Annotated in this window: 25 protein-coding genes; 7 read left to right on the top strand and 18 right to left on the bottom strand. The window is 62.5% G+C overall.

Annotated features, from left to right (window positions below; all coding sequences use genetic code 11):
* Window positions 1-323: 323 nt before the first annotated feature.
* Window positions 324-512 carry a hypothetical protein gene (locus tag ASE82_RS17925; protein WP_056066561.1) on the top strand — a complete coding sequence of 63 codons (189 nt, stop codon included), beginning with the start codon at window positions 324-326 and terminating at the stop codon, window positions 510-512.
* Window positions 513-1,241: 729 nt separating this feature from the next.
* Here ASE82_RS17925 and ASE82_RS19130 read toward each other — a convergent pair.
* The 6 genes from ASE82_RS19130 to ASE82_RS17905 form a co-directional block, all read right to left on the bottom strand.
* Complete coding sequence (locus ASE82_RS19130; protein ID WP_082441706.1) at window positions 1,242-2,327, bottom strand: glycosyltransferase; 1,086 nt, start codon at window positions 2,325-2,327, stop codon at window positions 1,242-1,244.
* Window positions 2,327-2,722 (bottom strand): DapH/DapD/GlmU-related protein, encoded by a 396-nt coding sequence (locus tag ASE82_RS20305; protein WP_272481314.1) that lies wholly within the window; start codon window positions 2,720-2,722, stop codon window positions 2,327-2,329. The genes ASE82_RS19130 and ASE82_RS20305 overlap by 1 nt, the downstream gene beginning before the upstream one ends.
* Before the next feature lie 251 nt (window positions 2,723-2,973).
* Window positions 2,974-3,345: a hypothetical protein gene (locus ASE82_RS17915; protein WP_056066558.1), complete on the bottom strand. Its 372-nt coding sequence runs from the start codon at window positions 3,343-3,345 to the stop codon at window positions 2,974-2,976.
* 56 nt (window positions 3,346-3,401) lie between these two features.
* Window positions 3,402-4,370 carry a glycosyltransferase gene (locus ASE82_RS19600; protein ID WP_156348957.1) on the bottom strand — a complete coding sequence of 323 codons (969 nt, stop codon included), beginning with the start codon at window positions 4,368-4,370 and terminating at the stop codon, window positions 3,402-3,404.
* A 61-nt stretch (window positions 4,371-4,431) separates the two neighbouring features.
* A complete protein-coding gene (locus tag ASE82_RS17910; RefSeq protein WP_056066555.1) occupies window positions 4,432-6,390 on the bottom strand; it encodes a polysaccharide biosynthesis protein in 1,959 nt (652 codons plus the stop codon).
* Window positions 6,391-6,453: 63 nt separating this feature from the next.
* The gene (locus ASE82_RS17905; RefSeq protein WP_056066552.1) at window positions 6,454-7,407 is read right to left on the bottom strand and encodes an NAD-dependent epimerase/dehydratase family protein; all 954 of its coding nucleotides are present in this window, start codon (window positions 7,405-7,407) and stop codon (window positions 6,454-6,456) included.
* A 93-nt stretch (window positions 7,408-7,500) separates the two neighbouring features.
* Between ASE82_RS17905 and ASE82_RS19595 the strand changes: the two genes are divergently transcribed.
* Complete coding sequence (locus ASE82_RS19595) at window positions 7,501-7,671, top strand: hypothetical protein (RefSeq protein WP_156348956.1); 171 nt, start codon at window positions 7,501-7,503, stop codon at window positions 7,669-7,671.
* 79 nt (window positions 7,672-7,750) lie between these two features.
* Here the strand turns inward: ASE82_RS19595 and ASE82_RS17900 are convergent, their stop codons facing one another.
* Window positions 7,751-8,824, bottom strand: a complete 1,074-nt coding sequence (locus tag ASE82_RS17900) for a mannose-1-phosphate guanylyltransferase/mannose-6-phosphate isomerase (protein ID WP_082441702.1) — start codon at window positions 8,822-8,824, stop codon at window positions 7,751-7,753.
* Window positions 8,825-9,075: 251 nt separating this feature from the next.
* On the opposite strand from ASE82_RS17900, the gene ASE82_RS17895 reads away from it, so the two are divergent.
* The 3 genes from ASE82_RS17895 (at window position 9,076) to ASE82_RS17885 (ending at window position 12,707) form a co-directional block, all read left to right on the top strand.
* Window positions 9,076-9,273 carry a hypothetical protein gene (locus ASE82_RS17895; RefSeq protein WP_056066550.1) on the top strand — a complete coding sequence of 66 codons (198 nt, stop codon included), beginning with the start codon at window positions 9,076-9,078 and terminating at the stop codon, window positions 9,271-9,273.
* A 482-nt stretch (window positions 9,274-9,755) separates the two neighbouring features.
* Window positions 9,756-9,962 (top strand): hypothetical protein, encoded by a 207-nt coding sequence (locus ASE82_RS17890; RefSeq protein ID WP_156348955.1) that lies wholly within the window; start codon window positions 9,756-9,758, stop codon window positions 9,960-9,962.
* 378 nt (window positions 9,963-10,340) lie between these two features.
* A complete protein-coding gene (locus ASE82_RS17885) occupies window positions 10,341-12,707 on the top strand; it encodes a membrane-bound PQQ-dependent dehydrogenase, glucose/quinate/shikimate family (protein WP_056066544.1) in 2,367 nt (788 codons plus the stop codon).
* 468 nt (window positions 12,708-13,175) lie between these two features.
* On the opposite strand, the gene ASE82_RS17880 is transcribed toward ASE82_RS17885, so the two are convergent.
* Entirely contained in the window at window positions 13,176-13,835 is a 660-nt protein-coding gene (locus ASE82_RS17880; protein WP_056066542.1) for a hypothetical protein, read from the bottom strand.
* 323 nt (window positions 13,836-14,158) lie between these two features.
* Here ASE82_RS17880 and ASE82_RS17875 point away from each other — a divergent pair, with 323 nt between their 5' ends.
* Window positions 14,159-14,458, top strand: a complete 300-nt coding sequence (locus tag ASE82_RS17875; RefSeq protein ID WP_156348954.1) for a hypothetical protein — start codon at window positions 14,159-14,161, stop codon at window positions 14,456-14,458.
* 165 nt (window positions 14,459-14,623) lie between these two features.
* On the opposite strand, the gene ASE82_RS17870 is transcribed toward ASE82_RS17875, so the two are convergent.
* The 8 genes from ASE82_RS17870 to ASE82_RS17835 all read right to left on the bottom strand — a co-directional run bounded on the left by ASE82_RS17870 (window position 14,624) and on the right by ASE82_RS17835 (window position 20,651).
* Complete coding sequence (locus ASE82_RS17870; RefSeq protein WP_162236765.1) at window positions 14,624-15,124, bottom strand: hypothetical protein; 501 nt, start codon at window positions 15,122-15,124, stop codon at window positions 14,624-14,626.
* Between the two features lie 11 nt (window positions 15,125-15,135).
* Entirely contained in the window at window positions 15,136-15,804 is a 669-nt protein-coding gene (locus ASE82_RS17865; protein WP_056066534.1) for a hypothetical protein, read from the bottom strand.
* A gap of 83 nt (window positions 15,805-15,887) precedes the next feature.
* Window positions 15,888-16,613 carry a hypothetical protein gene (locus tag ASE82_RS17860; protein WP_056066530.1) on the bottom strand — a complete coding sequence of 242 codons (726 nt, stop codon included), beginning with the start codon at window positions 16,611-16,613 and terminating at the stop codon, window positions 15,888-15,890.
* A gap of 627 nt (window positions 16,614-17,240) precedes the next feature.
* Window positions 17,241-18,149 carry a HEPN domain-containing protein gene (locus ASE82_RS17855; protein ID WP_056066527.1) on the bottom strand — a complete coding sequence of 303 codons (909 nt, stop codon included), beginning with the start codon at window positions 18,147-18,149 and terminating at the stop codon, window positions 17,241-17,243.
* Window positions 18,150-18,215: 66 nt separating this feature from the next.
* Window positions 18,216-18,665 (bottom strand): hypothetical protein, encoded by a 450-nt coding sequence (locus ASE82_RS17850; protein WP_156348952.1) that lies wholly within the window; start codon window positions 18,663-18,665, stop codon window positions 18,216-18,218.
* A gap of 128 nt (window positions 18,666-18,793) precedes the next feature.
* Window positions 18,794-19,483: a hypothetical protein gene (locus ASE82_RS17845; protein ID WP_056066520.1), complete on the bottom strand. Its 690-nt coding sequence runs from the start codon at window positions 19,481-19,483 to the stop codon at window positions 18,794-18,796.
* A gap of 2 nt (window positions 19,484-19,485) precedes the next feature.
* Window positions 19,486-20,130, bottom strand: coding sequence for a hypothetical protein (locus ASE82_RS17840; protein ID WP_156348951.1), 645 nt, complete (start codon window positions 20,128-20,130; stop codon window positions 19,486-19,488).
* Window positions 20,130-20,651, bottom strand: coding sequence for a hypothetical protein (locus tag ASE82_RS17835; protein WP_056066514.1), 522 nt, complete (start codon window positions 20,649-20,651; stop codon window positions 20,130-20,132). The genes ASE82_RS17840 and ASE82_RS17835 overlap by 1 nt, the downstream gene beginning before the upstream one ends.
* Window positions 20,652-20,842: 191 nt before the next feature.
* On the opposite strand from ASE82_RS17835, the gene ASE82_RS17830 reads away from it, so the two are divergent.
* Complete coding sequence (locus ASE82_RS17830; protein WP_056066512.1) at window positions 20,843-21,403, top strand: TetR/AcrR family transcriptional regulator; 561 nt, start codon at window positions 20,843-20,845, stop codon at window positions 21,401-21,403.
* Between the two features lie 30 nt (window positions 21,404-21,433).
* Here the strand turns inward: ASE82_RS17830 and ASE82_RS17825 are convergent, their stop codons facing one another.
* Both ASE82_RS17825 and ASE82_RS17815 read right to left on the bottom strand, forming a co-directional pair.
* On the bottom strand, window positions 21,434-23,380 hold the full coding sequence (locus ASE82_RS17825) for a relaxase/mobilization nuclease domain-containing protein (protein WP_082441701.1): 1,947 nt from the start codon (window positions 23,378-23,380) through the stop codon (window positions 21,434-21,436).
* Window positions 23,377-23,748 carry a hypothetical protein gene (locus ASE82_RS17815; protein ID WP_156348950.1) on the bottom strand — a complete coding sequence of 124 codons (372 nt, stop codon included), beginning with the start codon at window positions 23,746-23,748 and terminating at the stop codon, window positions 23,377-23,379. The genes ASE82_RS17825 and ASE82_RS17815 overlap by 4 nt, the downstream gene beginning before the upstream one ends.
* Window positions 23,749-23,795 lie beyond the last annotated feature (47 nt).

Here is a 23,795-nt window from a genome sequence, read left to right as displayed (position 1 = left end):
AACGAGGTGCATCCGCACCGCGCTTTGCGCTATCGATCACCCCGCGAGTTCATCGCGCGAACCTGCGAGGCCCTGTCAGGCCTTTAGGGGGCAACAACAGCTCGCGCCATCCATGCCAGCCTCCTGCGCCGGCAGGAATTCAGAATCAGAAAACCGCAGCGACGGGAATCCCCTTATGATTCAGCCCGGTGAGAAACCGCTCTAGCATGGCGCGCAGAGCTTGTGGATCAGATGGAAGGTCGGCCTCGGGCAGCATTGCGGAGTAGCGCAACGAGCCGCTTACGCCGCATCAACCGGGCCGTTTCGAGTCCATCGCGGCTGCCATGGACCCGACTTTAGTCTGCCCCCTCGAGCAGCGCCGCCATTTGCGCGGCCGTCAGCCGGATCACGCCGTCGTGGATACCTGGCGAAGAAAAATCGCGCTGCTCGAGCCGTTTATCATCAGTGAAAGGCCGGTGGCGTTCCACCAGCCCAGCTTTACCCGGTCCGCATTCCTTGCCTACAAGGCATAGACCACGTCCAGGAACGGGGCGGCACCGTACTAAGCCCCCACCATGCCACGAACGGGTCTGCACCATCTGCAAAGTCCACCGGCACGGTCATCACCATGAACCGAGCGTTGCCGTCGGGGCCCATCAACGCAGCACTATCAAGGCATCGATCACCGCGGGGATGGCGCTGGCATCGACATCACGTCCGATCTTCACCGCGACACCATCGATCTCCACCTCAACAATGCCATCGGCGCGCGTTTTTCAGGCATGGCGTCGGACCAATCGCTTTGGAATAGCGGTGACGAAGCTGCTCGATGACCTCGCGCACGAATTTTGGTGCTGCCGCCTCCATGGTTTTGCGGGCCTCCCGCCGCAAGGTGAACGGTTGCGATGGGCGTAGTTCGTGGCGTTAGCCACCGCGTTAACGCTCACAAGCCCCGCGTAGCTCTGCGCTATAATTTAACCCTAGGTCTTGTCTGCCCACTCCGAATGCCAGCCCGCTTTCGTAGATACCTAAAACCCGACCGGCTTAGTGCACGCATCGTCATATGACATCGTCATGGCTGTGGGCATTCCTCCCCTTTAGAGGGCAAATTCGTCCACGCTCACGCGACCATCAACAAGGTTTGGGCATACGGCGCTGAGCGCTTATTAGCTGGTGGCCCAAACAATATTCGGGTGTGTCTCGCAAGAGCGTCAAACCTTTTAGAATAACGGCGTAACCCCGAACTTATGCTGTCGTTGCTGTTACGCATTGAGCAGTTGCTGCCATAGATCGATCCAGCCTTCCGCGTATGGTGGTGCTGGAGGTGGAGTTGAAACAGGCCCCCAAGGTGCCTGACCTCGCGCGGCTTTGACGATAGCGTCACGCCAACATAGCGGCTGATCTGATGGTAGAAAGGCGACAGCGTCGTACGTTCCCACAGTTTCACGGGCATATGGCTCATCCGCGACTAGTATCGGCCGATTAAATTGCTTGGCCTCAGTAATTGGCAACCCCCAAGTTTCAACGCGAGAGGGAAACAGCAATGCATCGCACCTAGCATAGTGCCACGCCATCTCAGCACGCGATTGGCGTCCAATAAAACGCACACCCGGCACATCGCGGTAACGATCCAGAATGAAGCGAGCGTAACGGTTCTCTGTCCCGTCGATCGTCACGCAAAGCTCAGGACGGCGTGGCAGGTCGGCCGGCAAATTTTGCATAGCCTCACAGAGTAGTTCGATGTTTTTGAAGCCACGCGGAACGGTTGGATAGAATAGTGACAGTATGCCCGGATCGCGTGGTACGTCCTGGGAGATCGGTAAGTCTACAATATCCGGGTGTGCTACGATTACCCGTTGCACCCCAAACCTGCGCACGAATTCTTGGCGAAGCCATTCCTGCTGAACTACCACCGCTGCGTTGCTGTGGATGTTGAATTGGTAGAAAAAGCGGTAGGCGAGGCGGAACGCTAAGAGCGTGGGATCAAGCTGAGCGTCGCGTAGCGTCGGGCGGAAGAAGGGGATGGGATTATGGCAGTAGACAGCTTGACGCACACCTGAGAGGCGCGGGCTAACATCGTGGAGCGACAGCCAGAAATCAGGTGACAGTTCCCGTGCGAGCTTGCCGAAACCACGGTACTCTAAGTTGATCCGGCTAAGCCACGACGACTTGACCGTGGGAAACTCCAGCAAGCGAATGCCAGGCGTTTCGATCAGTGCGGCACGGTGCACCAGTGCCACGATTTCCGTCTCCGGCGGCAGCGAGGCACGCGCTGCGGCCAGGCAGTCGCGCAGCACGGTAAGTGGACCGCCTTCCGAGAAATTAACGGCTGACACGACGATCCGCATCACCGTGTTGCCTTTTCCCAGCGCGCGCTGCTCGGATCGAAGTGGCGGATGACCCTTGCCGGTACGCCCGCAACGACCGCGCCCGCCGCAACATCGCGCGTGACCACTGCTCCGCCCCCGACAATTGCGCCCTCGCCGATCGAAACGCCGGGCATGATTAAGGCGCCTTCCCCGATCCACACCCGCGCTCCTATCGTCACCGGTCGCACTGATAGCGGTCGGCGCGCGGGCGGCACGTTCGGGCCGTTGTCATGCTCTGAGCCGTCGAGGTCCCCGTGATTGTGATCGCTGATGAACACCCGACTGGCGATCAGCACGTCATCGCCAATGATCACTGAGCGAACCGCAGCGATGTGGACGTAATCGTTGATCTCAACATTGTCTCCGATACGCACCAAGGGTGTACCTTTTCCGCTCCCGAATGCGTCAATCCTGAGCCCCACGCCCACCGTTAATCGCCGCCCGAACGCCATACGGTTCCGGCCGCGCAGAGACCATGGCCGTCGGACTATACGCGCGCCGGGAAACAGCAACCGCGTTGCCAAAAGGTCAATTGCCAGTCGTGCGAGCCCGAACCATCCATAGGTAGCGAGTATACCGCCGCGCAGTGTCTCCACTGCCACCGTATCATCTGTGCTTTTCGAGATCATGAGAGCGACTTGTATTCATAGAAAGTTGCGTGAGCATAGGTGCGCTGGCGGAGGTTGCTAAGCCGTCCGGTCAGGCGCTTCACGCCCTGCTCCGCATAGGTCGCGCGGAGCAGCATGGCGGAGCAGGAGTTAAAACGTTTAATAATGCGATCGCTGACAATCACGTCGCTCTTAACGCGCAGGAACCCATTGCTTGGACCGTCAGCGGCGACCAAAATATCCATTCCTTCGACCGTCAAGAGTTGATCAACCAGCACACACGTTTCGTTCGCCCGGTTGAAGGTCACCGCTAAAACAGAGGCGGCGGGGGCATTTGCTGACGCACTCGTGGACATGGCAACCTTCTGGAATGCTACGGTCGTTTGCATTTCTGCTGCGGCATACGCGTCATCCCGGAGGCATGCAACGCGGTGTCGCCACCTAGTTACCGGTGATAGCCCTTCGCTTCTAATTGCGACAGCATACGCTGTGTTCGCACCTCCAGCGTCGCAACCTCATGGAGCCGGATGAGTGCTCGATAAGTCAGTTCCGTATAATTATCGATATTCGCCAGAATGTGCTCGATTTGGCCAGCCGGGTCGCCTTCGTCGACTGCTATAACAGGATCAAAACCAAACAGGTCGCGTAGCTCTATCGGACAACGACCAAGTAGAATGCAGCCGGACGCTATCGATTCTAGATAGCGCTGGGTCAACGTTTCTACGTTTCCCGAACGGGCCGGATGCGTAACGGATGAGGGAAAGCAGATAGATAACTTGCTGTCTGCCAGTCCAGCGACGAGCTTGGCACGCGAAGCAAAAACGATCGCTCCTCGCTCTTTTTCGAAGAGATGCACATAAGGTCGACGAGAGGAAAGGTCCCTTATCGAGGCGTGATATGCATCGTTTTTACGCCCTAGTTCCAAGACATCAATGGTTCGGTCGCGCAGCGGCTTTTGAGACGTGAAGTCAGTTGGATCAATGCCTTCCGGAGCCCAGATCGCCTGAAGCCCGGGCACGTTTTGCTCCATGTAAGCGGCAGACTGACGTGCCGAGAAGAAAGCGACCTTAGGCTCCAGACGTTGCAGCAGATCCGTCCATTTTTCGTAATCAGGCTCCCAGCAGTCGAAACAATCTGGAATAATTTCCTGCCACATGGCGCGAGGAAAAGCTCGATAAGCTGTCAATTGTGCCAACTGAACTATAGAAGCCTCACTTCCGCCGTGCATAACCTTGCGGAAAATGCCGGCCTTGTTAAGGGTCTTACCGATTATGCGTAATAAAGGCCCAGCGCCAGTGACGCGATGTATGCCCGCTGAGACAAATGAATTTTCTATTGGATGCAACCAGTCGCTCGTCAGACCTTGCTCTGGAACGTGCGTTATTGTTATCCGCTTTGAATATTTATCATTCATATACGTTCAACGACATGGCCAATATTATTAGTTATAATTAATTTCAGTTGATTGTCGGTATCTACTGACTCACGGAGGATGCTCTGTGGGCCGATGTGGACTGGTTTATACGTTCGATATCAATGTGATCGACCGACTTTGCATTAGAGTCAAAACCGTCAACGTAGCGGGCCAAAATTCGGCGCAGGGTCGGTAGGTCGCGTGCCGCAAGGGTAGTGTTGAGGTCGTTCACCGCGTTGGATACTTCGTCCCAGCTCCACATCCGCTCGCGGGCCTGGATGATCCGCTCATGTTCGGTCGGCTGATCGTTCTCGCCAATCAGCAGTTCCTCATAAAGCTTTTCACCCGGGCGCAGGCCAGTGAAGACGATTCCAATGTCGCCGTCAGGCGTCTCGTCGTCACGGACACGCGCGCCCGAAAGTTCAATCATTCGTCGTGCGAGGTCGACGATGCGAACTGGTTCGCCCATGTCCAGCAGGAACACTTCGCCTCCGCTGGCCATAGCCCCGGCCTGGAGCACGAGCTGTGCGGCCTCGGGAATGGACATGAAGTAGCGCGTAATGTCGGGATGCGTGACCGTCACCGAAACGCCAGCGGAAATCTGCGCACGGAATAGCGGGACGACGCTGCCACTGGACCCCAGCACGTTGCCAAAGCGGACCATGGTGAAAACGGTGCCGTTTCCACCCTCATGCGCGGCAAGCGCTTGCAGCACGATCTCTGCCATCCGTTTCGAAGCGCCCATGATGTTGGTCGGACGCACTGCCTTGTCGGTCGATATGAGAACGAACCGCCCCACCCCTGCCGAGCGTGCCGCCTTGGCAACGACGAGCGTGCCCAATACGTTGTTGGCGACCCCTTCAAAGGGGTTGTGCTCGACGAGCGGAACATGCTTGTATGCCGCGGCATGGTAGACGACGTTTGGTCGCCACGTTGAAAAAATGTCGCTAATGCGTGCTGCATCGCGCACGTTCGCCAAGAGGGAGATCAACTTCGTCGGCGATCCGGTACGCTCGCAGACGCCCTCCAACTCGCGATGAATCGCATAAAGCGCGTATTCGGAAAGATCGGCGAGAAGCAGTTTGGCTGGCTTAAGCGCCAGTATTTGGCGGCATAGTTCGCTTCCGATGCTGCCGCCTGCTCCAGTAACGAGAACTACGTGGTCGGTGATGTCGTGGGCTAAGCGCCCGCTGCTCGATGGTACCGGAGCGCGCCCCAACAAATCCTCGATGTCGAGTTCGCGGACTGCAAGCTCGATGTTGCCATTGGCGAGTTCGTCGACGCTTGGCACGGTGCGCACGTGCGCGCCGAACGGGCGTAGCCATTCGAGAATGTCATTGCGACGCGAACGCGATACGTTAGGCACGGCCAGCAGCACGCCGTCGATCTGTTCGTCCCGCAGCTTCTGTTCGGCTTGGATGCGCGAGAGGACGGGCAGGCCGAACACCTCGCGTCCCACTTTACGCGGATCGTCGTCGATGAATCCGTGCACGTTGGTCGCGCGGTTGAGGCGCAAAGCGGACAGGGTTTGGATTCCACTCATGCCTGCACCGTAAACCAGTACGCGTTCCGCATCGGGGCCAGCTGGTTCGCCGAAACGGGGCAGCAGCAGGAAGCCGAGGCTGCGCGCCGCCAGCACGCTCCAAGCAAACAGCGCTGGCTGGATAATTGCGACCGTGCGTGGCACGTTAGGAAAAGAAAAGGCCAGGACGCACGCGCCGAAGACGAGCCCGTAGATCGTCACCGCCCGCGCGACCGCGACTGTGGCGCCAAACGAGCTGTAGCGGAATACCGCACGGTAGAGCCCGCATCGCACGAAGATAGGCGGAACCAGTACCGCCGCCAGCGCGAAAATCGTAACCTGGCGCCAGTCGAAGAACAAGAAGACGGTGCTGAACCGCAGAGAAAAGGCAATCCACAGGGTCGCAAGCGCCAGGAAGATATCGATCAGGACGAAGGTCGCCTGCTTCTGCAAGACCGACAGGCCGGTCAGCCTTGTAAATAGCGAAGAGACGATCATGTACGCACCACACAAATTTTTAATGGGCCTGATTAGCGCACCGCCTACCGCTACGCTACCCAATCAACGGCGCGTAGATCCCGCGATAGTGTCGGCTAGACCGGCGTCGAGTGTCATCGGCGGACGCCAGCCGAGCGCAGCACGCGTGGTACTGTCATCGACCTCGAGCGAACCTAAGAGACGCGTGGCGATGGCTGCGCGACCCGCACCGCGCGCGGCAGCCGATAGCCATTGCGGGGGCAGTTTCGCCAGCCGTACTTTCTTCCCTGCCGCATACGCCATTCGCTGTAGCAGTTCGGGCGTCGAGGGACTTTCGTCGTCACGGATCAGCATGACTTTGGGCAATGGACCGGGATGAGCGACCACAGCAGCGATCATGTCGGCGAGGTTGTCCACGTGGACGAGGCTGCGCCTATTCTTTACCGCTCCCAGGGGAAGGAAGCGCAACGGCCAGCCGCGAGCGGCAAGGCGGGCGAAGCTGGCCATGTTGCCTTTCACGCCCGCACCATGAATGAGGACGGGGCGAATGGCGACGGTTTCCATGCCGTTGGCGTCGCCGATTTGTGAAAGCGCGACTTCTGCCTCGTGCTTCGAGACGCCGTAGGGATCGATCGGTGCGGGCGCGTCGTCCGGCGCGAAGGGCATTCGGTCGTCGGTGTGCTCGCCATTAACCTTGATCGAGCTGATAAAGAGAAAGCGTCTGACGCCTGCTTGCGCCGCAGCGTTTGCAAGCGCACGCGTGCCTTCAACATTTACATGGCGGAATACGGCCAGTGGATTGCGCTCGCGCTCGTGCATGACATGCACTCGCGCCGCGGCATGAACGACGATATCTGCGTTATGGACGATCGACGACCAATCGGCGTCGGGACCCAGATCGGGTGCTACGCACTGGTTCGCACCCGGGAAACAGCCAGGCTGTCGGGTTGCAGCAACGACATTGTGCCCTGCGGCCACGAGCCGCGCGACGATACGCTGCCCTACAAAGCCACTGGCGCCGGTAACGATAATCCGCATGCCGGGTGCTATCGGCGTCATTGACCGGGCTTGCAATGAGAAGATTTCATTCGCGCGGGCGGACGCAATCCTATCAGGTACAAGAAGGTAATGATGACCAAGACCGCCCTTGTGATTGGCATTACCAGACAGGTCGGCAACCTGGGTGCCAAGCGCGATTATAGCCGTCCGCGTGAATATGTGCTTGGTGAGAGGCTAATGGTTCGGCAGGACGAAGCCAATGATTACGTCTTAGCGACCGAGGTGGCGACGCCAGCTCCGTAAATGAGATCCTTTTGCCAAAGTCAGTTAGCGCCAACATGGGTAATTGATCGTCGACATCATGACCATCACATGAGTTATCTTATGTCTGATCACGCGTTTTCATCGCCTCAATCAGTTTTTTGACTTCCTGGCTGCGCCCTCGCGGCATGATTAGCACGTCATTGCCGCTGGCGACTACGATCAGATCTTCGACCCCGACCAGCGAAACGCGAATGCCGTCGCTACGCACAAAGCAACTCGTAGTATCGATCGCCAGCACAGCGCCGTCGCCGTGGCTGCGGTGCGCGTTGCCGTCGCCGTCGGTGTCGCTGATCGCGTGGAGCGCGTCCCAGCTGCCGACGTCGTTCCAGCCCATCGCGACCGGCACGACCGCGACCCGGTCGGCTTTTTCCATGACCGCGTAATCGATCGAGTCATCGGGCGAGGCGGCAAAGGCGGCCGCGTCGGGGTAGATTCGCGTGCCCTCGGTACGCGCCTTGTCCATCGCCTCCTGCGTGGCGGTCAGGATGCCCGGATCAAACTCCGCGAGGGCCTCGAGATAGGCGTCGGCGAGGAACAGGAAGATCCCGCCGTTCCAGGCGTGATCGCCGCTCGCCAGCATCGACTGCGCCTTGTCGAGCGGGGGCTTTTCGACGAACCGCGCGACACGGTTGACGCCGGGCTGGAGTTCATCGCCGATCTGGATCCAGCCGTAGCCGATCTCGGGCGCGTCGGGTGCGATGCCGAACGTGACGAGCCATCCTTTTGTGACGAGCGGCATCGCCGCCTCGATCGCTGCATGGAACGCGGCAACGTCGCCGATGACGTGGTCCGACGGCATCACCAGCAACGCGTCGCCGCCACCACCTGCAGCGATTGCTGCCAGCGCGATCGCCGGCGCCGTATTACGACCAGCGGGTTCGAGGATCAGCGCCTGCGGTGCGGCACCCGCATCCGCGAGTTGCTGCTCGACGAGGTCTGCATGGCGCGCATTGGCAACCACGATCGGCGCGGCGAAGCGCTCGCCGAACGCGCGGCCCGCGGTCAGTTGCAGCATCGTCTCGTCCGCCGTCAGCGCGAGCATCTGCTTGGGCATCTCGGGGCGCGACATCGGCCAGAGGCGCGTGCCCGAACCGCCAGACAGAATAACGGGAACGATCTTACGTAGCGACATGCTTCCTCCTGAAGAGGTCGACCTATAGTCGGCCAGCCCGACAAGCCAACTGCCGTTCCGGCTTTGGTTGTTACCCAACCCAAACGGCCTGTGTCCGATAACTGTAATTCTCGGACGTACGGGTGGCGCGCTGAGAGCGAGCATGGCACACACCCTTTAGGGTCGCTTCACACACTCTGGGACTCACGCCGGTTGATCCCGACCATGTCCAAGCGCCAGCACCGCTCGTTATTGTCGACCCGGATCAACCGATGTTGCCGGCACTCCTTCACGAAAAGATCGAGCGGGCTGCCGCGTATGCCAAGGCAGCTCGCGCCGGTGCGACCCGGCGTGCGTATGAGTCGGATTGGGCGATTTTCACCGCATGGTGCGTGCAGCACGGTCTGATATCGCTGCCGGCAACGCCGGAGGTCGTCGCTGTCTTCGCCAGCGATCAGGCGACCGCCTAGCGATTGTTCGTCATCATTCTGAGGATGCTGCCGTCTCGGCAGGCGTACCCACGTCAAATGCGCCTGCCAGATGCGACGATGACCCCAATGTTGCCCTGTGCGTATTCGCACTGCGGCAGCAGGCTATTGAAGCGTCGGTATTTTTCTCAACTCGAAACGCGCGCGTTACCGCTCACATTTCCGGCGAGAGCGATCGCAAACAGTTAGCGCTAGGAGTCCGTCGGAGTTTTCCGTGTAATAGCACGAAGTCTCCCTCGCTGGTCGTCCGGCTCATACCACAGTCCTGGGTTTTCCTAGTAAAGGAGCAGAACCGCGCGGATTTCCACGAGTTTGTATCTGAATTGCGGTGCTTCCCTGAAGATAGGCCGTCTGTACACGTTTAGCGTCGGTCTAGTCCCTCGAACGTTCGTGCTATCGCACGGAAAACCCCTTTTATCAGCATGCCGTCGTCTCGGCGCTCCGACACGCGCCACGCCTACTCCATGGCGACGCGCGTTCTCCTCGGCACTCCGCTCGAGGGAAGGCTCATGGTCGCGAGTTCCGCCTGGTCTCGCGATAGTGCGGTCCGCACGAAGGCCGCCGGTCGCCGCGGGTCCGTTGCGCCTTCCAGCCTCGCCCCATCGGAGATCGAGGAATGGCAATTTCTGCTCGAGCGTCGGCTCGTGCTGTTCTCCGAGGTCTTCGTCTGAGAGCAGGTCGCATGCGTTCGAGCCCAAGCTCCGGACCACGTCCCGCTGCGCCGTCCAACGAGCGCGCGCGCCACGGGTCGAAGAGGTTCAAGCACCCTAGGATCGCAGCAACGCACGGCACCCGTCTTCTCTCCTTCGGACCAGTGCCACACTTGTACCAACCGCTGCGATTGCGATTTCCGCCCGGGTCGCGTCCCATTCTTGACGTTGGCAGGGTCCGGCATGGCCGCCGTCAGAACGGCGATCCCCTGTGACCGCCGTTCGAACCTCCCCGAGCGATCTCTCCTGTCGAGCGGCCGGTGAAGCTGGAATCCGTCTTGCGGAATGACAGTCAAGCGATCAGACGTCTTCCATTGTAGATCATACAGGACCCTCGGCATGTCCCGCTTCCTTACATTCGCACTAGCGTGGATCGTCGCGACGCTCGGGGGCTTCTTCGTCGTCGCAGGCGGCGTGCTGGTGGCGAACAGTGGGTCGCCCTATTATCTCATCGCCGGTCTCGCGATGATCGCGAGCGGTGCGCTGATCGGCCGCGGCAATCCCGCGGGCCGCGGCGTCTTCGTCGCGATCTGGGTCGGTACGCTGATCTGGGCGGTGTGGGAGGTCGGCTTCGACTGGCTCCAGCTCGTGCCGAGGGTGGTCGCACCGACGGTCCTGCTCGTTCTCGTCCTGCTGACCGGTCTTCGACGCGGTCGCGGCTCGGTCCGTTCGCACGTGATGCCGGCCGCCGCGGCGGTCGCCGCGCTCGTGTTCGCCTGCGGCCTTCTCCTGCATGGCCAGAATGCGTCCGCGCGAGACGCGACGTCCGCCACCAGCGCCGCGCCATCGGCGACCGGAGAGGCGGACGGCGACTGGCGCGATTACGGCGGCACGCTGTCGGGTCGCCGCTATTCGGCGCTCGGCGACATCACGCCGGCCAACGTCGGCAAGCTCGAACTTGCCTGGACGCAGCGCACAGGCGACTTGCCGATGCCCGCGGAGTCCAAGGAGCATCTGCGCGAATATCATTCCGAGGCGACCCCGATCCATATCGGCGACACGCTCTACACCTGCACGCCGCACTCGTTCGTCCAGGCGATCGACGCGACGACGGGCAGGACGAAGTGGAGCTGGCACGAGAACGCCGAGGTCAAGGGCAACAACTATCTCGTGTGCCGCGGCGTCGTCTACTACGAGGCGCCCGCTGGCACGCCGTGCCCGCGTCGCATCTTCGCGCCGACCTTTAACGCCCGGCTGGTCGCGCTCGACGCCGACACGGGTCGGCCGTGCCCGAGCTTCGCCGATGGCGGATCGATCGACCTGCGAGCGAACATGGGCGTCTCGACGCCCTCCGACCAGATCGCGACCACCCCGCCGGTGGTCGTCAACAACCGCTTGATCGTCGGCGAGCGGATCGTCGACAATGTCAATCGCAACATTCCGAGCGGCGTCGTGCGCGCCTACGACCCGGTGTCGGGCCGTCCGGTCTGGGCCTGGGACGTGGGCCGCTCGCAGGACGCGATCGCGCCGCTGCCCGACGGTCAGAACTACACGCGCGGCACGCCTAATGTCTGGGGGGCGATCACCGCGGATGCCGCCAACGGGATCGTCTATCTCGGCACCGGCAATGCTTCGCCAGACTACTGGATCGGGTATCGCCGGCCGTTCGACGACCGCTTCGGCACCGCTATCGTCGCGCTGGACGTCGCTACAGGCAAGCTGCGCTGGGTGCGCCAGCTCGTCCACCACGACATGTGGGACATGGATCTGCCGATAGGGCCGTCGCTCTTTGACTATCGCGCACCCAACGGTCGCGTCATCCCCGCGCTCATCCAGACGACCAAGATGGGCCAGGTGTATTTCCTCAACCGTCTGAACGGCGCGCCGCTCGCTGCGATCGCTGAGCGCCCAGTGCGGACCGACGGCGCGACGCCGGGGGTGACGGTGTCGCCTACGCAGCCCTTCTCGATCGGAATGCCGTCGTTCACGCCGCCCGCACCGACCGAGAAGGCCACATGGGGCGCGACGCCGATAGACCAGCTGATGTGCCGCATCGACATCCGCCGATCGCAGGGCGCAGGCATCTACCAGCCGATCGGGTTGAAGCCGATCATCGGCCATCCCGCGTTCGACGGCGTCACCGACTGGGGCGGTGCGGCGGTCGATCCGGTCCGCGGCATCATGACCGTCAACACGATGGAGATGCCGTTCAAGCTGTGGCTGATGCGCCGCGACGATCCGCGCGTCGGGCCGCTGATGGCGCAGAAGAAGGGCGGAGAGAACGCGATGCAGGCGCAGCTCCAGACGCAGTACAACACGCCGTACGTGGCGGTCGTGCAGGCGTGGGTCGGCATCTTCGGCGCACCGTGCGTCGCGCCGCCTTGGGGACACCTGACCGCCGTCGACCTGAAGACGCGCAAGGTGCTGTGGCGGGAAGTGCTGGGCACCGCGCGCGATACGGGTCTGTTCGGCTCGCATCTCGGCGTCCCGATCAAGACCGGCGTGCCCAACCTGGGCGGGGCGATCATCACCGCGGGCGGCCTCGCGTTCATCGGCGCCACGACCGACCAGTATCTGCGCGCGTTCGATCTCAGGTCCGGCAAGGTGGTGTGGAAGGCACGGCTGCCAGCCGGCGCGCAGGCGACGCCGATGACCTATCGGGGGCGCGATGGGCGCCAGTATGTCGTCATCACCGCAGGCGGGCATGGTGCGCTCGGCACGCGCTACGGCGACTACACCATGGCGTTCGCACTGCCGCGGACATGAGTTCGAGCAAGATCGCGTGGCTTCGTCCTGCGGTCTGGCTGCGCGAGGAAGCGAACCCATGACTACCGCTAGCCTAGTCTCGTAGACCCCCGTCACGGGAAAGTGACGGGGGTCGGCATCCTCAACTTCGGCTCGTCGGCTGTGAAGGGGGGTGAGCGCCGATACATGTGCCGTCGCACCCCGAGGTCGCCCGTCGCGGGGAACTCCAACCGAGGGAGTGAACCGCTGCCTGCCTAGACGGAGGCTGCTGCGCGGACCACGGGTGATCGAAGCACGTGGGATCACGTCCTGACGAGACGGTTGCTGAACGCCCCCCAAGCCGCCGGTCGGGCAGCAACCCTACAGTTCGCCGCCGATCTGCTCGCGCGAAGTTCCTGCTTGCCCGAAACTGCCAGGAAGCCATCGTCCGGCTGAGCCGTCAGTTCTGGCATGCATCTTCGATGTCTCCGAGAACACGATCGGCCTCGATCAGTTCAGCGACGCGACCTTCGACACGAAGCGGGCATTCGCCTCGTCGATGGCGCGGTCCACTTCGAGCCCCGCCTGTCCTTCCGCAAAGTTCTTTTTCGCCTTGCTGCTGAAGGCGGTGGCGGGAACGCGAAGCGCCTCTGTTGGCGAATGGACGCTGCGGACCGACAGGGGCTTGCCGGCCACGTCCGCCTCGATGTCCACGACGAAGGGCGGGTTCCCGTTGGTGGTCTCCGCAGGATCGAACCAACCGTCCGGCGTCTTGTCGCGGCTGCATTTGGGCGCGGCGGCACTTCGACCGACGAAGCCCGCCCCACCGTTGACCGAAGCGACCCCGATCGAGAGCGCCTGGTCCATCTGCGCCGCCGCGGAGTTGAAGAATACCTGATACGACCTGACCACCACCGGCCGCTGCTCCAGGCGTCGCGCCGACGACGAAGCGCGGAGCGCGGCTTCCAGAGCGTCGAGCCGCTTCCGGGAGCGGCCATCGTCGCTGAGGACCCGGATGCCATAGCTGCAGGAGAAGACGCTGGCCGACAGGTTGCGCTGACGGTCCTCGCCTGCGGGACGACGATCGACGATCAGTGCCCTCGGAGCCTGTGCCGGTGCGGCGCTTGCCGAAGCGACCACCGCAAGAGCGGCGAACCTGTATGCGATCATGATGACTTCCCCTTCGTTGGCACCCTACGCCGCCCGCACCCCGTTGCAACCCGGCCGACGCATCCGGCCGCCCTGATCCTGGACGTGGTGGTGCAATCCGCTCCACAATCATGATCGGCGGTCTGCGGAAATCCGTGCCCTTTGCAGCCTGACCGGCCGACACGGACGATCGGCGCGCGTTGACGCCGCGGAAAGCCGGGATAGCTGGCGCCACGATCGTTCTTCCCTTGCGCTTGAGGTGGTGTTCCATGCTGCTTTCCGTATTGCTTCTCGCGTCCCCGGGCGCCGCGACCGCGGCTTGTCCCGTCGGCGCTCAGTGGAGCATGCGTCCCCTGGCCATGCGCCACAAGAACGTCGTCCGCATCTCCGATGGCGAACTGGCGTTCAACGGAGCGCGACTGTCGGACGATCTGCTGCGCCAGTATCTCCAGGCCGACGCTCGAACGTCGCCACGGCCAGGGCTCGTCATCGATACGACGGACATGCCGTGCGCGGTCAAGATGCGGATCGTCGCTCATGCGGAAGCGGCCGGCGGATGCACTCCCGAGACCTGCAGCGTCTTCGCGATGGGGCACGGACCCCCTCCGCCAGCGCTTCCACCTCCCGGCGGCAAATGGCCGTGACGAATCCAATCACAATCGAAACATCGTGAGCATGGGCGCGAGCATCGGGCAGTCGAACCGCAAGCGTTTGATCGATCCGCACGCTACGCACCAGATGATCCGGTCCCGCTGCGTAGCGCACGGCTCGCCTCTGGCGACAAGGGTCGAACAGTATTTGGGTGGGGTCTACGATCCGCAGACCATGAGACCCCGCCCCTTCCAGATCGTGGCGCCGACGCTTACCTTCAGATCGGCAGCCTGCTCGATCGTCTCGCCGCCTTTCCGCATTGCGCGCCCGACGGACGCGACGCTCACGGCGACGCCGTCGCCAGACCAGCGATCATGGGTGAACGGGAACAGATCGCGCGCGTCGGCGGCGGGCCGAAGCACCACGACGCCCGACGGAAGCCGAACCACCGCATGATCGTCCGCTGCGGCGAAACGTATGCGACGGTCCTTCGCCAGAGACCAGGAGCAACCCGTTCCGGACGCTTTGGCCGCCCCGATCTGCGCGGAGGTCAGCGGCAACGCGCCGGCGACCCTTTTCGCATCGGCCGCGCCGGGGGATCCGATCGCCGCCTGGGAAATGCCCGCCAGCATCGCGACGACCATGACGCTCCCCATTACGAGGCGCGCGGGCCTCGACGTGCCGATCGCGACGCTCCAGGGCTTCAAGCTATCTTCCATGCTCGACGCCATCAGAACGCACCCCGTCTGGCCGGCGGGGAAAGCCTGTCCGCCGCCGCCTTGACGGCGGCCTTGTCGGCGTCGCCGGCCTGCTGGCCGCGCGTCCCCAGAATCTGCATCGAGCTTCCCGACAGCGACGTTCTGATCGCCGGACTGGTCTCGAGTGGGCTGCAGGGCCCTGAGCACCAGGCGCCGTTCGCGGCGGTGCCCTTCGTAGGTCTGCCGTATCTGGTCTCGATCTGGCCGACCAGGGCTGCGGGATCGACCCTGTTGGTGGGGATCGAAAGCTGGAAACGGTCCACCACCGGTCCCGATGCCGTTTGCGCCATGCTGACGCGCAGGCTCTCACCCGTCGGACCGTCGCAGAACAGATCGCCGACGCCCGTCCCCTGCGGCGGAAAGCCGAGCCCCCCTCCGTGGCGCTTGGCCACTTCCAGGTCGACCAGCTGCTGGAAGGTCTGATAGCCCTTCTCGCGGCGGCACCTGTATGTCCCGGCCAGCGCGCCTTCCGCGGCCGCCAGCGACATGCCCAGATGGACGCCCGCTACGTCCATCGCCAGCGGTCCTCGTCTTGGCGGCGAAGCGATCGGCGCTGCCCGGTGGGTGGTCTGCGCCTCGGCCGCTCCTGCGCATGCCAGCGCGGTCAGGGCGAGGACGATGGTGATGGCTTGCTTCTTCATGGATGCTTCCTTTCGGCGGCGGCCTCGGCCGCGCGCGCGCGAATGTTGAACGGACCGTCGGGCTCGATCGGGGCTTCTGGCGGTCAGCGAGGCATCACCCGCCAGCCGTCGCTCTCCAGCACCAGCGGCAGCGTGGCCTCCTTCGGCTCCGCCATCCGCGCCTTGTCCTTGTCCGGCACGATGGAGAGGGGCTCCACGCCCCTGAAGCGATACGTCACCTGCGAGACCCGCCGTCCGCCAAGGTCGACCGGCTCGCTCCACCGCACGATGTCGACGAGCTCGCCTTTCGCGGCGCAGACGGCCGGAAACGACAGCATCCCGACCCCCGTCTTCCGCTCGACCGAGCGGAAGTAGGGAGCGGCTCTGTCTGTCGGCGCATACGTGACGACCGGCTGGCGCGAGGCCGGAAGCGAGACGCCGCGCTTCTTGACCGGCATCTCCGCCGCGGTCCTCTTCAGGAAGCCGGCACGGGACGCGTCGTCGAGCATGGCGACCATCGACGCGTAGGTCGTCGACCCGAACATCGGAGGCCTGGCGGGCACGGTCAGCGGAAAGACGGCGGCGTCATCGGTCCGTCCGTCGGCCAGCATGATCGGCAGATCGATCGTCTGGCAGAATGCGTCGCGGACAACCGGCTCGAGGACGGACCGAAAGTTCGCGTCGCTCACTCCCTTGTGGTCGCTGCAGCCCGACGCCAACGCGCCGATTGCGAGAAGCGCCGTAGGGACGGCTCCAGCACGCGATCGGTCCTTCGTGGTCTTCGAATTCGCGTAGAAGGGCGGCTCTTCGCCGCAGGTCATCCAACGCATCTCGTGCGCACTCCCGTTTCCGGGCGCCGCAGCTTTTCCAGCCGGCGGCACCGCCCTGTTGTCGGGGCGATGCCGGCCCGTGAGCCGGAAGTTGAGAACTCGCGATTAGACGAGCGCGAACGCCTTTAGGCCCGGAGGCCTTGGACATGCGCGTCCGCCTCCCGGCCGAAACTGGTTCGACCGGGCATACGGCTACTAATCGCGGGGTTCTCACGCCCCGGTCCGCCTGTTGGCGAACGAGAAAGGTCTACGCGGTACGGGCCGAAACAATCAATCCTGCATTCGCCGATGTGGCGACTTTGGATCTGATCCGCGGATCACTAACCGACCAGCGGCTTCTGAATGCCGTCTCAAAAGGCCTTACAGGAGACCGCACGCGATCTCTAACCCACACGGTCAGAAACCTTTTGCATCACGGGCGACAACCACAGAAGTCCTAACCATAAGGCGGGCCTAATTGCATCGGCCCGAAAGCCGGACCCCTTCGCCCAAAACTGGACGGCGTCGAAACGTTCGTCGGTGGTCGCATGGGGGATATCGATCAAAGGCCTGTTGTCACGCAAGAGCCGGCCTCCGCGCTGAACCCGGTCGTGCAGGGGTGCCGAAGCTCGGCGGGACCATTGCCGATCAGGCCAGAGCCTGTAGCCGCTCCAGACAAATTTGTTCGACAAGTCCTTGCAGCGCCCGCACTCGCTGGCCCAGCCATGCGAGTTCTTCGTCGGTAATGGCGTAATGCGGAGAATAGCGGGCGTTTACATAGGCCTGCCGCAGTAGTTCGAAGCAGCGCCGCTCGAACTTGGTCTCGCGCGGCCAAGCGGCAACCAAGCGCTGATCGACTTGTTCGCACCGCGATCGAAGGAACATCAACTTGTGCGATTTGGGGCTGTAGAGGCTCAAAACGAGGAGAACGCAGTGGTAGGCGCGCTCGGCAGCTTGATGAAATAGGAACGCTGCGTCTCGTACGACGCCGTCCGCGATACTTACCTCAGCAAGCTTTTCCGCGTGAAGAGACAATGGAAACCAGTGATCAAAATGTTTCTGCGCTTCAGCTCGCGCTTCATCTGACGGGAGTTTTGTTGGCGTAGCGAGACCGAACCCTTCAGCCTCATACAGCGCGATGCCGTCTCGAGCGATGTCGACGAAGAATGGCCGTCCACGCTCAAGCTGCTTGTTGAGGTCGGTCAGTGAATGCACGATAAAGTTCACCGGCGCGGATAACGTATGGGTGATCGTCACGTCACGAACCAGCCGGTCTTCCGCAGCTGCCCAATAGTCGACGACATCGGTCAGTTGCTCGTCGTTGACGATGACCAGGATATCATAGTCCGACCGGTACCCGCCGATAGGGTCATCTACCCAGTCGCCCCGCGCATAGGAGCCGTACAGCACGAGCTTCAGGATACGCCCGGCTTTCTTCGACGGCTTCGTGGTACCGCGCAGCCGCGCTTCGAACTCCTCGAAGAGGATGCGGACGACCGCCTGCAACTCGCGCTGTGCAGCGGGCGGGAGATCTTCGAGGGCGGAGACGGGTTTCACGCGCTTATGGTTCGCTGCAAACGGAGCGTTTGCCAACCCCTGACGGTGGGGCGAGCCCGAACGACATCAACCATCGTTACCCCATATGACCCGGCGAAGCTCGGCGCTGCCGCAGGCGATACCCGCCATGCGATCGACCGGACTGGTAAACGGCATGGGGTCGCTCGGAATCAGGCCGCTGCGGCCGAGAACCACCGCCCGGTGACGGCTGTCGTTCGGTACGAACGCCGGTGCGCGTCTGCGCATCGTCCAGAACAGCAGGTTATGGCAATGCTCGGTACGATCGATTGCGCGAAAGACGACATCGAACCGGATCGGATGCGGATCGTCCTTGCCGCGCAAACTCACCAGAAGCACATCCGCCTCCATTTCCCGTGCGACCGTATCTGCCGCGAGCAGAGCGAAGGCGATCGGGCCGTCAGCCGCGGCGAGGACGCAGTTGCCACGCGGCAGGTACAAACAGCCGGGCGGCAGGTGAGAGGTTTCGCTCGGCAACAGCACGAGCGGTGGTGGCATGTGCGGTAGCAGACCGATGAGCGCGCGTACGAGAGGTGAGACAAAGCTCAGATGGTCTAGGAGGGGATTCATGGGGAACTCGATTTTGATATGAAGGGGGAGGGGACCGCACCTGCGGCACGGTCGGCTCATCCGTGTTTCTCGAGCCAATCGCTCCAGAGATCGCCGGCCAGTGCCTTGCCGTCGGGGCCGAGCAGATCGGTCACGAAGTCGGCGCAATGCGAACCGATGATCCGCCGCGCTGAAATCAGCAGGTGACAATGCGGCTTGCTGCGCCGTCCGGCGATCTGCGGCACGTGGAATGCCGCCATCACCGGGGTCTCGCGCTCGAGTGCGAAGTGCTGGAGCGCGAAGCCACGGGCCAACTCCCAGCCGCGATGAAGCAGGCTCTGCTGGGTAAAGCGCAGCGTGATCAGCACCGCCAGATCCTGTTGCGCCGGCATGCGATGCAGGTCGATGAACCGTGCCAAGGCCTGCGGATCCTGGCAGACATCTGGTGCGTGCGGCGGAAGCAGCACATCCCAGCGTGCGCAGGTCGGTTGCCACTGATCGCGCATCGGCAAACCGAACTGCACGAGCCGGCGGTGGACGACGTCGAGCATTCTGTTCGGTCTGTCCTTGTAGCTGCAACCGATGATCCCGAAGCTGCCATCGGCATTCTGGAACGGACCCTGACTGGCGTAATCGCGCACGATGCCGGTGGCTGTAGGAGAGGGACTGGTCTCCGCGTCATCGACGATGGCAGCAAAGGGTGGAAGCTGGCTGGACGTCGCGCCTGCGGCCGAACGTGTCACCCCGATGGCGGGTTTGCGTGACATGCTCAGCACCCCCGTACGCTGCGGCGGATCATGCGGTCGGCGCGGCGAAAGCCGGCGTCGCGCTCGGGGGGTGTGCGGGGCGGTTCCTTCGCGCGGCGGACCGTGCCGCCTTCGATGCGGTACGCAGCACGGCCTGGTTCGGCCGGCAGGAATGCGCTGTTGCCTTCGGTACCGAGCCAGAGGCGGTACCCGGTATGCGACGTCGTACGTCCGCCACCGTTAGTGACGATCTCGAACACCGGACGCGGCAGGCGGCCTTCAGGTACGGCCGTCGCGACGATGCAGGCATCTCGTTTGCCGATGATGGTTCGCATCTGATCCCTCGGCAGTTCGATGTACTCGGTTGCGATCGTGAACCAGGCGTTGCCGCGGCGTTTGAATACCGAGTTGATCATCACGTTGCCGTCCCCATCGGGGGCCAGCAGCAGTTGATGGGCTGCTCGCGTATCGTGGACGAGCGCCGGCGTGATCGTGGCAATCACGGCTGCGGTCTCGGTGTAGGAATGGGGCACAGGAAAACCTCGTATTGGAGCCTGTCTCGCGCCCGGGCCTGATCCTTTTTCATCCTGCCCTTCGGAGACATCCAGCTTCCCCCAATCTCCCGTCTTCTTGCCCGTGCCTGGCGTTTCACCGATCTGGCTGCCCATCATTGCACCTCCCCCAGCGGCAGGAGGCTGGCGATGTCGGCACCGGCACGCAGGATGCCCGAAGCGCGCTCTTCCAGCGTGTGATAGGGCGGGACGAGTTCGAGGCTGCATCCCTCGAAGGTCAACGACACCGCCGGGCCGATCCCCAGGGGAACGAGCCAGGTGTCGCCGTCCGGGCCGGTCCACACGGCCAGCTCGTTCATCGACCACGGCGCGCACGGCAGCAGGCCGAGCGTCAGGTCGACAGAGAGTTCGATAACGTCGCAGGGCTTGCGCGTAACGCGGGTCAGCACAACGTCGTACTGCGCGTCCGTCGCGAGCGTCTCGACGGTGTCACGCAGCGCTGGCGCCGGTTTGCTGGTGACACTGAGAACGATCCCGCGATCTTCGACGTGGACGGTCGCCTCGGGCAGGCCGGCGGTATCGATGAAGTCGTAGCGCTGATGGACGCCAAGAGCGTGCAGCAGATAGCCAAGGACGGTGCCGGCGACGTCGGTCGTCTGCGGATAATGTGTGATCATGTGTGAAAGGCCTTGAACGTCGTTGTCGCGGACCTCGTGGTCCGGACGAGCCCTCCCTGTTTTCATCTGAACTTCGGGGCTCAAGCCCACCCCTCACTGACCTCGAATCTAGCTGTTCTACCGTTCTGCAGTCGCCCGCTCGCAGGCAGGCGAAGCTTGCGCACGGTTGTACGGAAGTCTAGCGTCATACCATGGCACGCCCGAACTCTGCCGATCCCGATGCGACCCGCGAACGCATCCTCGAGGCCGCCGTGACCCTTTCGGTCCACGACGGTTTTGGCGGCTTGTCCGCCCGGAGCGTCGCTCTGGCATCCGGCGTTTCCGCTACGACTGTGTGCGCGCTGTTTGGCGGCATGTCGGGTTTGCACGAAAAAGTGATCGAGATGGCGTTTGTACATTTGCTCAAGGCGTTCAGCGCTATCGACCATAAACCGTCGATGAGCGTGTTCACCGTAGCTACCGGACAACTGTACGAAAGCGCGATGCTCGCTGGTCTCGTGACTCAGATCGCAGCGTTTGCGGGGCTTCGCCAAGGCCGGCATCGTGCTCTTGCCGAGCAGATCGATCGATCCTGGGACGTCGTCCGAGATCATTTCGCGACCGTCGAAGTTCCGAACAGCTCGCTACGCGGCAAGGGTGACCCGTTCGTTATAGCCGAACGGATTATCGCGATCTATTTCGCTGCCGCGTTTCATCTTTCGCGCGATCCGGGCCTCGATCGCGACCGCCTGCGGGCCCTTGTCGGCGAATAGAGCCAAACGGCTCTGGCCGTTACAGGATAGTCAGCGACCCTCGCTGTGACCCTTGCCAGGCGGACCGACCGGAAATTGTGCTTCCGTGTCCGTCGGCCCTTTTGCCTTGGCCTCGTTTTCTGGCTTTTCGACATTGCTCGCGAGATCGAAAAGCCCTCCAGGTTTTGGACCGGCAACATCACGTGTGGACCTCTCTCGGGAACGCTTTCTTTCGGCGGCAGGTTCGGATGCGGCTCGTTGAGACATGCGCGGTATTGGAGGGCCGCTTTCATCAGGACCGTCAGGGCGACGTCTAGTGTTTTGCGCAGCTGGAATTGTATCTAAATCGAGATCCGTGTCTGTCGGCGGCAAGATGCTGGCAATCGCTACCGCCGAGTCCACTACCGAGACGGCTTGGTTCTTGAGGTGGTGGCTGACTTCGACCGCACGGCGCCTGACAAAGTCGGGGTCGTTCAAAACCCCGCTCAATCCGTGGGCTTTCGCCAGAGTATATACCCGTTCGCGGAAAGCAGCGCTGCCGCTAACCGACACCTTGCCATCGAAATTCCAGGCAGCCAGCCTGAGCGCGCCTAACAGTGCCGCATCATCATCGGCGATTACGTCGATGCGCGGGCCGCGATCGAGAAAGGCTGTTGGGGCTTGGGGCCCTCGCGCATACCGCATGCCATCGGCGCAAGGATAGCCCGTATAGCCTTCGATCACATGCGTAGAAACCGCGCCGGCGCGCCGTCCACCGTGTAGCGACGGGAAGCCGCTCACCCGGTGTCGATGCGGCCATCGCTCTGCCAAGACCCCTTCGCCGTGCGCATAGTAAAAGCTCTGCAGGTCAGGAGGAGGCCGCTTGACCTTGCCCGCTTTCGCCGACGCCTGTTCCCGGGCCGCCGCCCGCGCGATGGTCGTCGCGGTCACGGGCTTGCCAATCTCCGTGGTGCGCCCTGCACGGGCCTTGCGCTTGTCATCCTGAAGCTTTCGCCACTGTTCGCACGCCGCACGATATTCCTCGGCGCGCAACGCCTCTGTAAAACGGTCGTCATCAACCAATCTGGTAACGAGCGGGATCGCCGCATCACGGGGTTGGAACCCACCAAGTCGTTTTTCCAGCCGCGTGCGAGTGATGGCCCGATCTACGATCGATGCCTTTACCCGCTCATTACCGACACCGATCGTCACACCATTGGTGCCTGTCAGGTCATAGGTGGTGCCGACGCCTGCAAGCGAAGCGTGAAGCTCGGCCCAGGACCTTGCCGCCCTGATTCTCGGCAGCGCGTCATCCTGCGCGATCCGCTGCGCCGAGCGATAGCCGGTCCGATTCTCGAAAGCGGCTGCGGCCGGGCGGATCGATTCCCGACCGTCCTCGATGCGTGCAAGCGCACTTGCGGTCAGGACCGGACGGCCGTTCCCAACTTCGTATCGGGCATCTTTCTCGGCCTGCCATCCGAACCGATCGACGATGAGTGCGACCGCTTGGTGGGCTGCCTCCAGTGTAAAGCCGTCGTTTATCTCGATCATCCGACGTGTGGCGCAATCGTATCGGTTCAAGGCGAGATGAACATGACGGTTACGGGTATCGCCGTGGCAGGCGTAGATGCAGGGCTGGTCGGCAACGTCCAGATGTTCGACGAACAGCGCAACCACCGCATCAACCTGATCGGGTGTGGGGAGTTCATCCTCACGCCAACTCAGCAACCAATGGTCGACAGGGTTGGGGCTACGGCGGGCCTCCTGGGCAACGGCGATCATTTCGGCACGTTGTCCTTCGATCGTTTTGCTAACGAAACCTCTGGCGCCGATGTGGAACAGGCGTTCTGTCGACGGGTCGGCGAGTTTCTGGCTCAGCATATATTCAACCAGATGCGCCCGCTCTGCGCTTTCCTTGTCGGGCAGCCTTAGGTAATCGACCAGCCGCCGCGCATGTGTCGCGCGCTCGATGGTGGCATTCCTGCCTGCAGGCCGGGCGGGGATTTTCTTGACGATCATGACACCGTGTCATCGTCCGCATCCGCGCTGGGAATGTCCTTGGATAGCCGCGCGATGGCCGTGCGGACTTCGGTGAGCGCAGCGGCGGTCTGCCCAACGTCCATGCCAGGATGCTCGGTCAGCATCTGCAGGCGGCGCCCGATCAGATGCAGGGCGGCGATTCTGCGCAGTCCGTCGCGGCTGCGAATACCCCCGCCGAACACACGTGCCCGGACAAGCGTGGAAATACCGATGTCGCCCGCCTCGAGATGAAGCGTATCCCATTCCTCGTTGCTGACGCGGAAGACGATTTTTTTGCCGCTATCGGCGCGGCGTGCACGGCTCAAACGCGGCTTTCGCTTCGGTTGATCGGGGGTCTGATCCGCCACTCTACCCTCCTGCGACAAGCCCACGGCGCGGAGCAGGTCTGCGATAG

The organism is Sphingomonas sp. Leaf230 (assembly GCF_001421745.1).
Lineage (GTDB): Bacteria > Pseudomonadota > Alphaproteobacteria > Sphingomonadales > Sphingomonadaceae > Sphingomonas.
This window is presented reverse-complemented; position numbering and strand designations above follow the sequence as displayed.

Excerpts from the sequence above, each read along its gene's own strand:
- ASE82_RS17925 (WP_056066561.1), top strand. The coding sequence starts at position 324 with ATGGACCCGACTTTAGTCTGCCCCCTCGAGCAGCGCCGCCATTTGCGC.
- ASE82_RS19130 (WP_082441706.1), bottom strand. The coding sequence starts at position 2,327 with ATGCGGATCGTCGTGTCAGCCGTTAATTTCTCGGAAGGCGGTCCACTT.
- ASE82_RS17915 (WP_056066558.1), bottom strand. The coding sequence starts at position 3,345 with ATGCAAACGACCGTAGCATTCCAGAAGGTTGCCATGTCCACGAGTGCG.
- ASE82_RS19600 (WP_156348957.1), bottom strand. The coding sequence starts at position 4,370 with ATGAATGATAAATATTCAAAGCGGATAACAATAACGCACGTTCCAGAG.
- ASE82_RS17910 (WP_056066555.1), bottom strand. The coding sequence starts at position 6,390 with ATGATCGTCTCTTCGCTATTTACAAGGCTGACCGGCCTGTCGGTCTTG.
- ASE82_RS17905 (WP_056066552.1), bottom strand. The coding sequence starts at position 7,407 with ATGCGGATTATCGTTACCGGCGCCAGTGGCTTTGTAGGGCAGCGTATC.
- ASE82_RS19595 (WP_156348956.1), top strand. The coding sequence starts at position 7,501 with ATGACCAAGACCGCCCTTGTGATTGGCATTACCAGACAGGTCGGCAAC.
- ASE82_RS17900 (WP_082441702.1), bottom strand. The coding sequence starts at position 8,824 with ATGTCGCTACGTAAGATCGTTCCCGTTATTCTGTCTGGCGGTTCGGGC.
- ASE82_RS17895 (WP_056066550.1), top strand. The coding sequence starts at position 9,076 with ATGTTGCCGGCACTCCTTCACGAAAAGATCGAGCGGGCTGCCGCGTAT.
- ASE82_RS17890 (WP_156348955.1), top strand. The coding sequence starts at position 9,756 with ATGGCGACGCGCGTTCTCCTCGGCACTCCGCTCGAGGGAAGGCTCATG.
- ASE82_RS17885 (WP_056066544.1), top strand. The coding sequence starts at position 10,341 with ATGTCCCGCTTCCTTACATTCGCACTAGCGTGGATCGTCGCGACGCTC.
- ASE82_RS17880 (WP_056066542.1), bottom strand. The coding sequence starts at position 13,835 with ATGATCGCATACAGGTTCGCCGCTCTTGCGGTGGTCGCTTCGGCAAGC.
- ASE82_RS17875 (WP_156348954.1), top strand. The coding sequence starts at position 14,159 with ATGCGTCCCCTGGCCATGCGCCACAAGAACGTCGTCCGCATCTCCGAT.
- ASE82_RS17870 (WP_162236765.1), bottom strand. The coding sequence starts at position 15,124 with ATGGAAGATAGCTTGAAGCCCTGGAGCGTCGCGATCGGCACGTCGAGG.
- ASE82_RS17865 (WP_056066534.1), bottom strand. The coding sequence starts at position 15,804 with ATGAAGAAGCAAGCCATCACCATCGTCCTCGCCCTGACCGCGCTGGCA.
- ASE82_RS17860 (WP_056066530.1), bottom strand. The coding sequence starts at position 16,613 with ATGCGTTGGATGACCTGCGGCGAAGAGCCGCCCTTCTACGCGAATTCG.
- ASE82_RS17850 (WP_156348952.1), bottom strand. The coding sequence starts at position 18,665 with ATGCCACCACCGCTCGTGCTGTTGCCGAGCGAAACCTCTCACCTGCCG.
- ASE82_RS17845 (WP_056066520.1), bottom strand. The coding sequence starts at position 19,483 with ATGTCACGCAAACCCGCCATCGGGGTGACACGTTCGGCCGCAGGCGCG.
- ASE82_RS17840 (WP_156348951.1), bottom strand. The coding sequence starts at position 20,130 with ATGGGCAGCCAGATCGGTGAAACGCCAGGCACGGGCAAGAAGACGGGA.
- ASE82_RS17835 (WP_056066514.1), bottom strand. The coding sequence starts at position 20,651 with ATGATCACACATTATCCGCAGACGACCGACGTCGCCGGCACCGTCCTT.
- ASE82_RS17830 (WP_056066512.1), top strand. The coding sequence starts at position 20,843 with ATGGCACGCCCGAACTCTGCCGATCCCGATGCGACCCGCGAACGCATC.
- ASE82_RS17825 (WP_082441701.1), bottom strand. The coding sequence starts at position 23,380 with ATGATCGTCAAGAAAATCCCCGCCCGGCCTGCAGGCAGGAATGCCACC.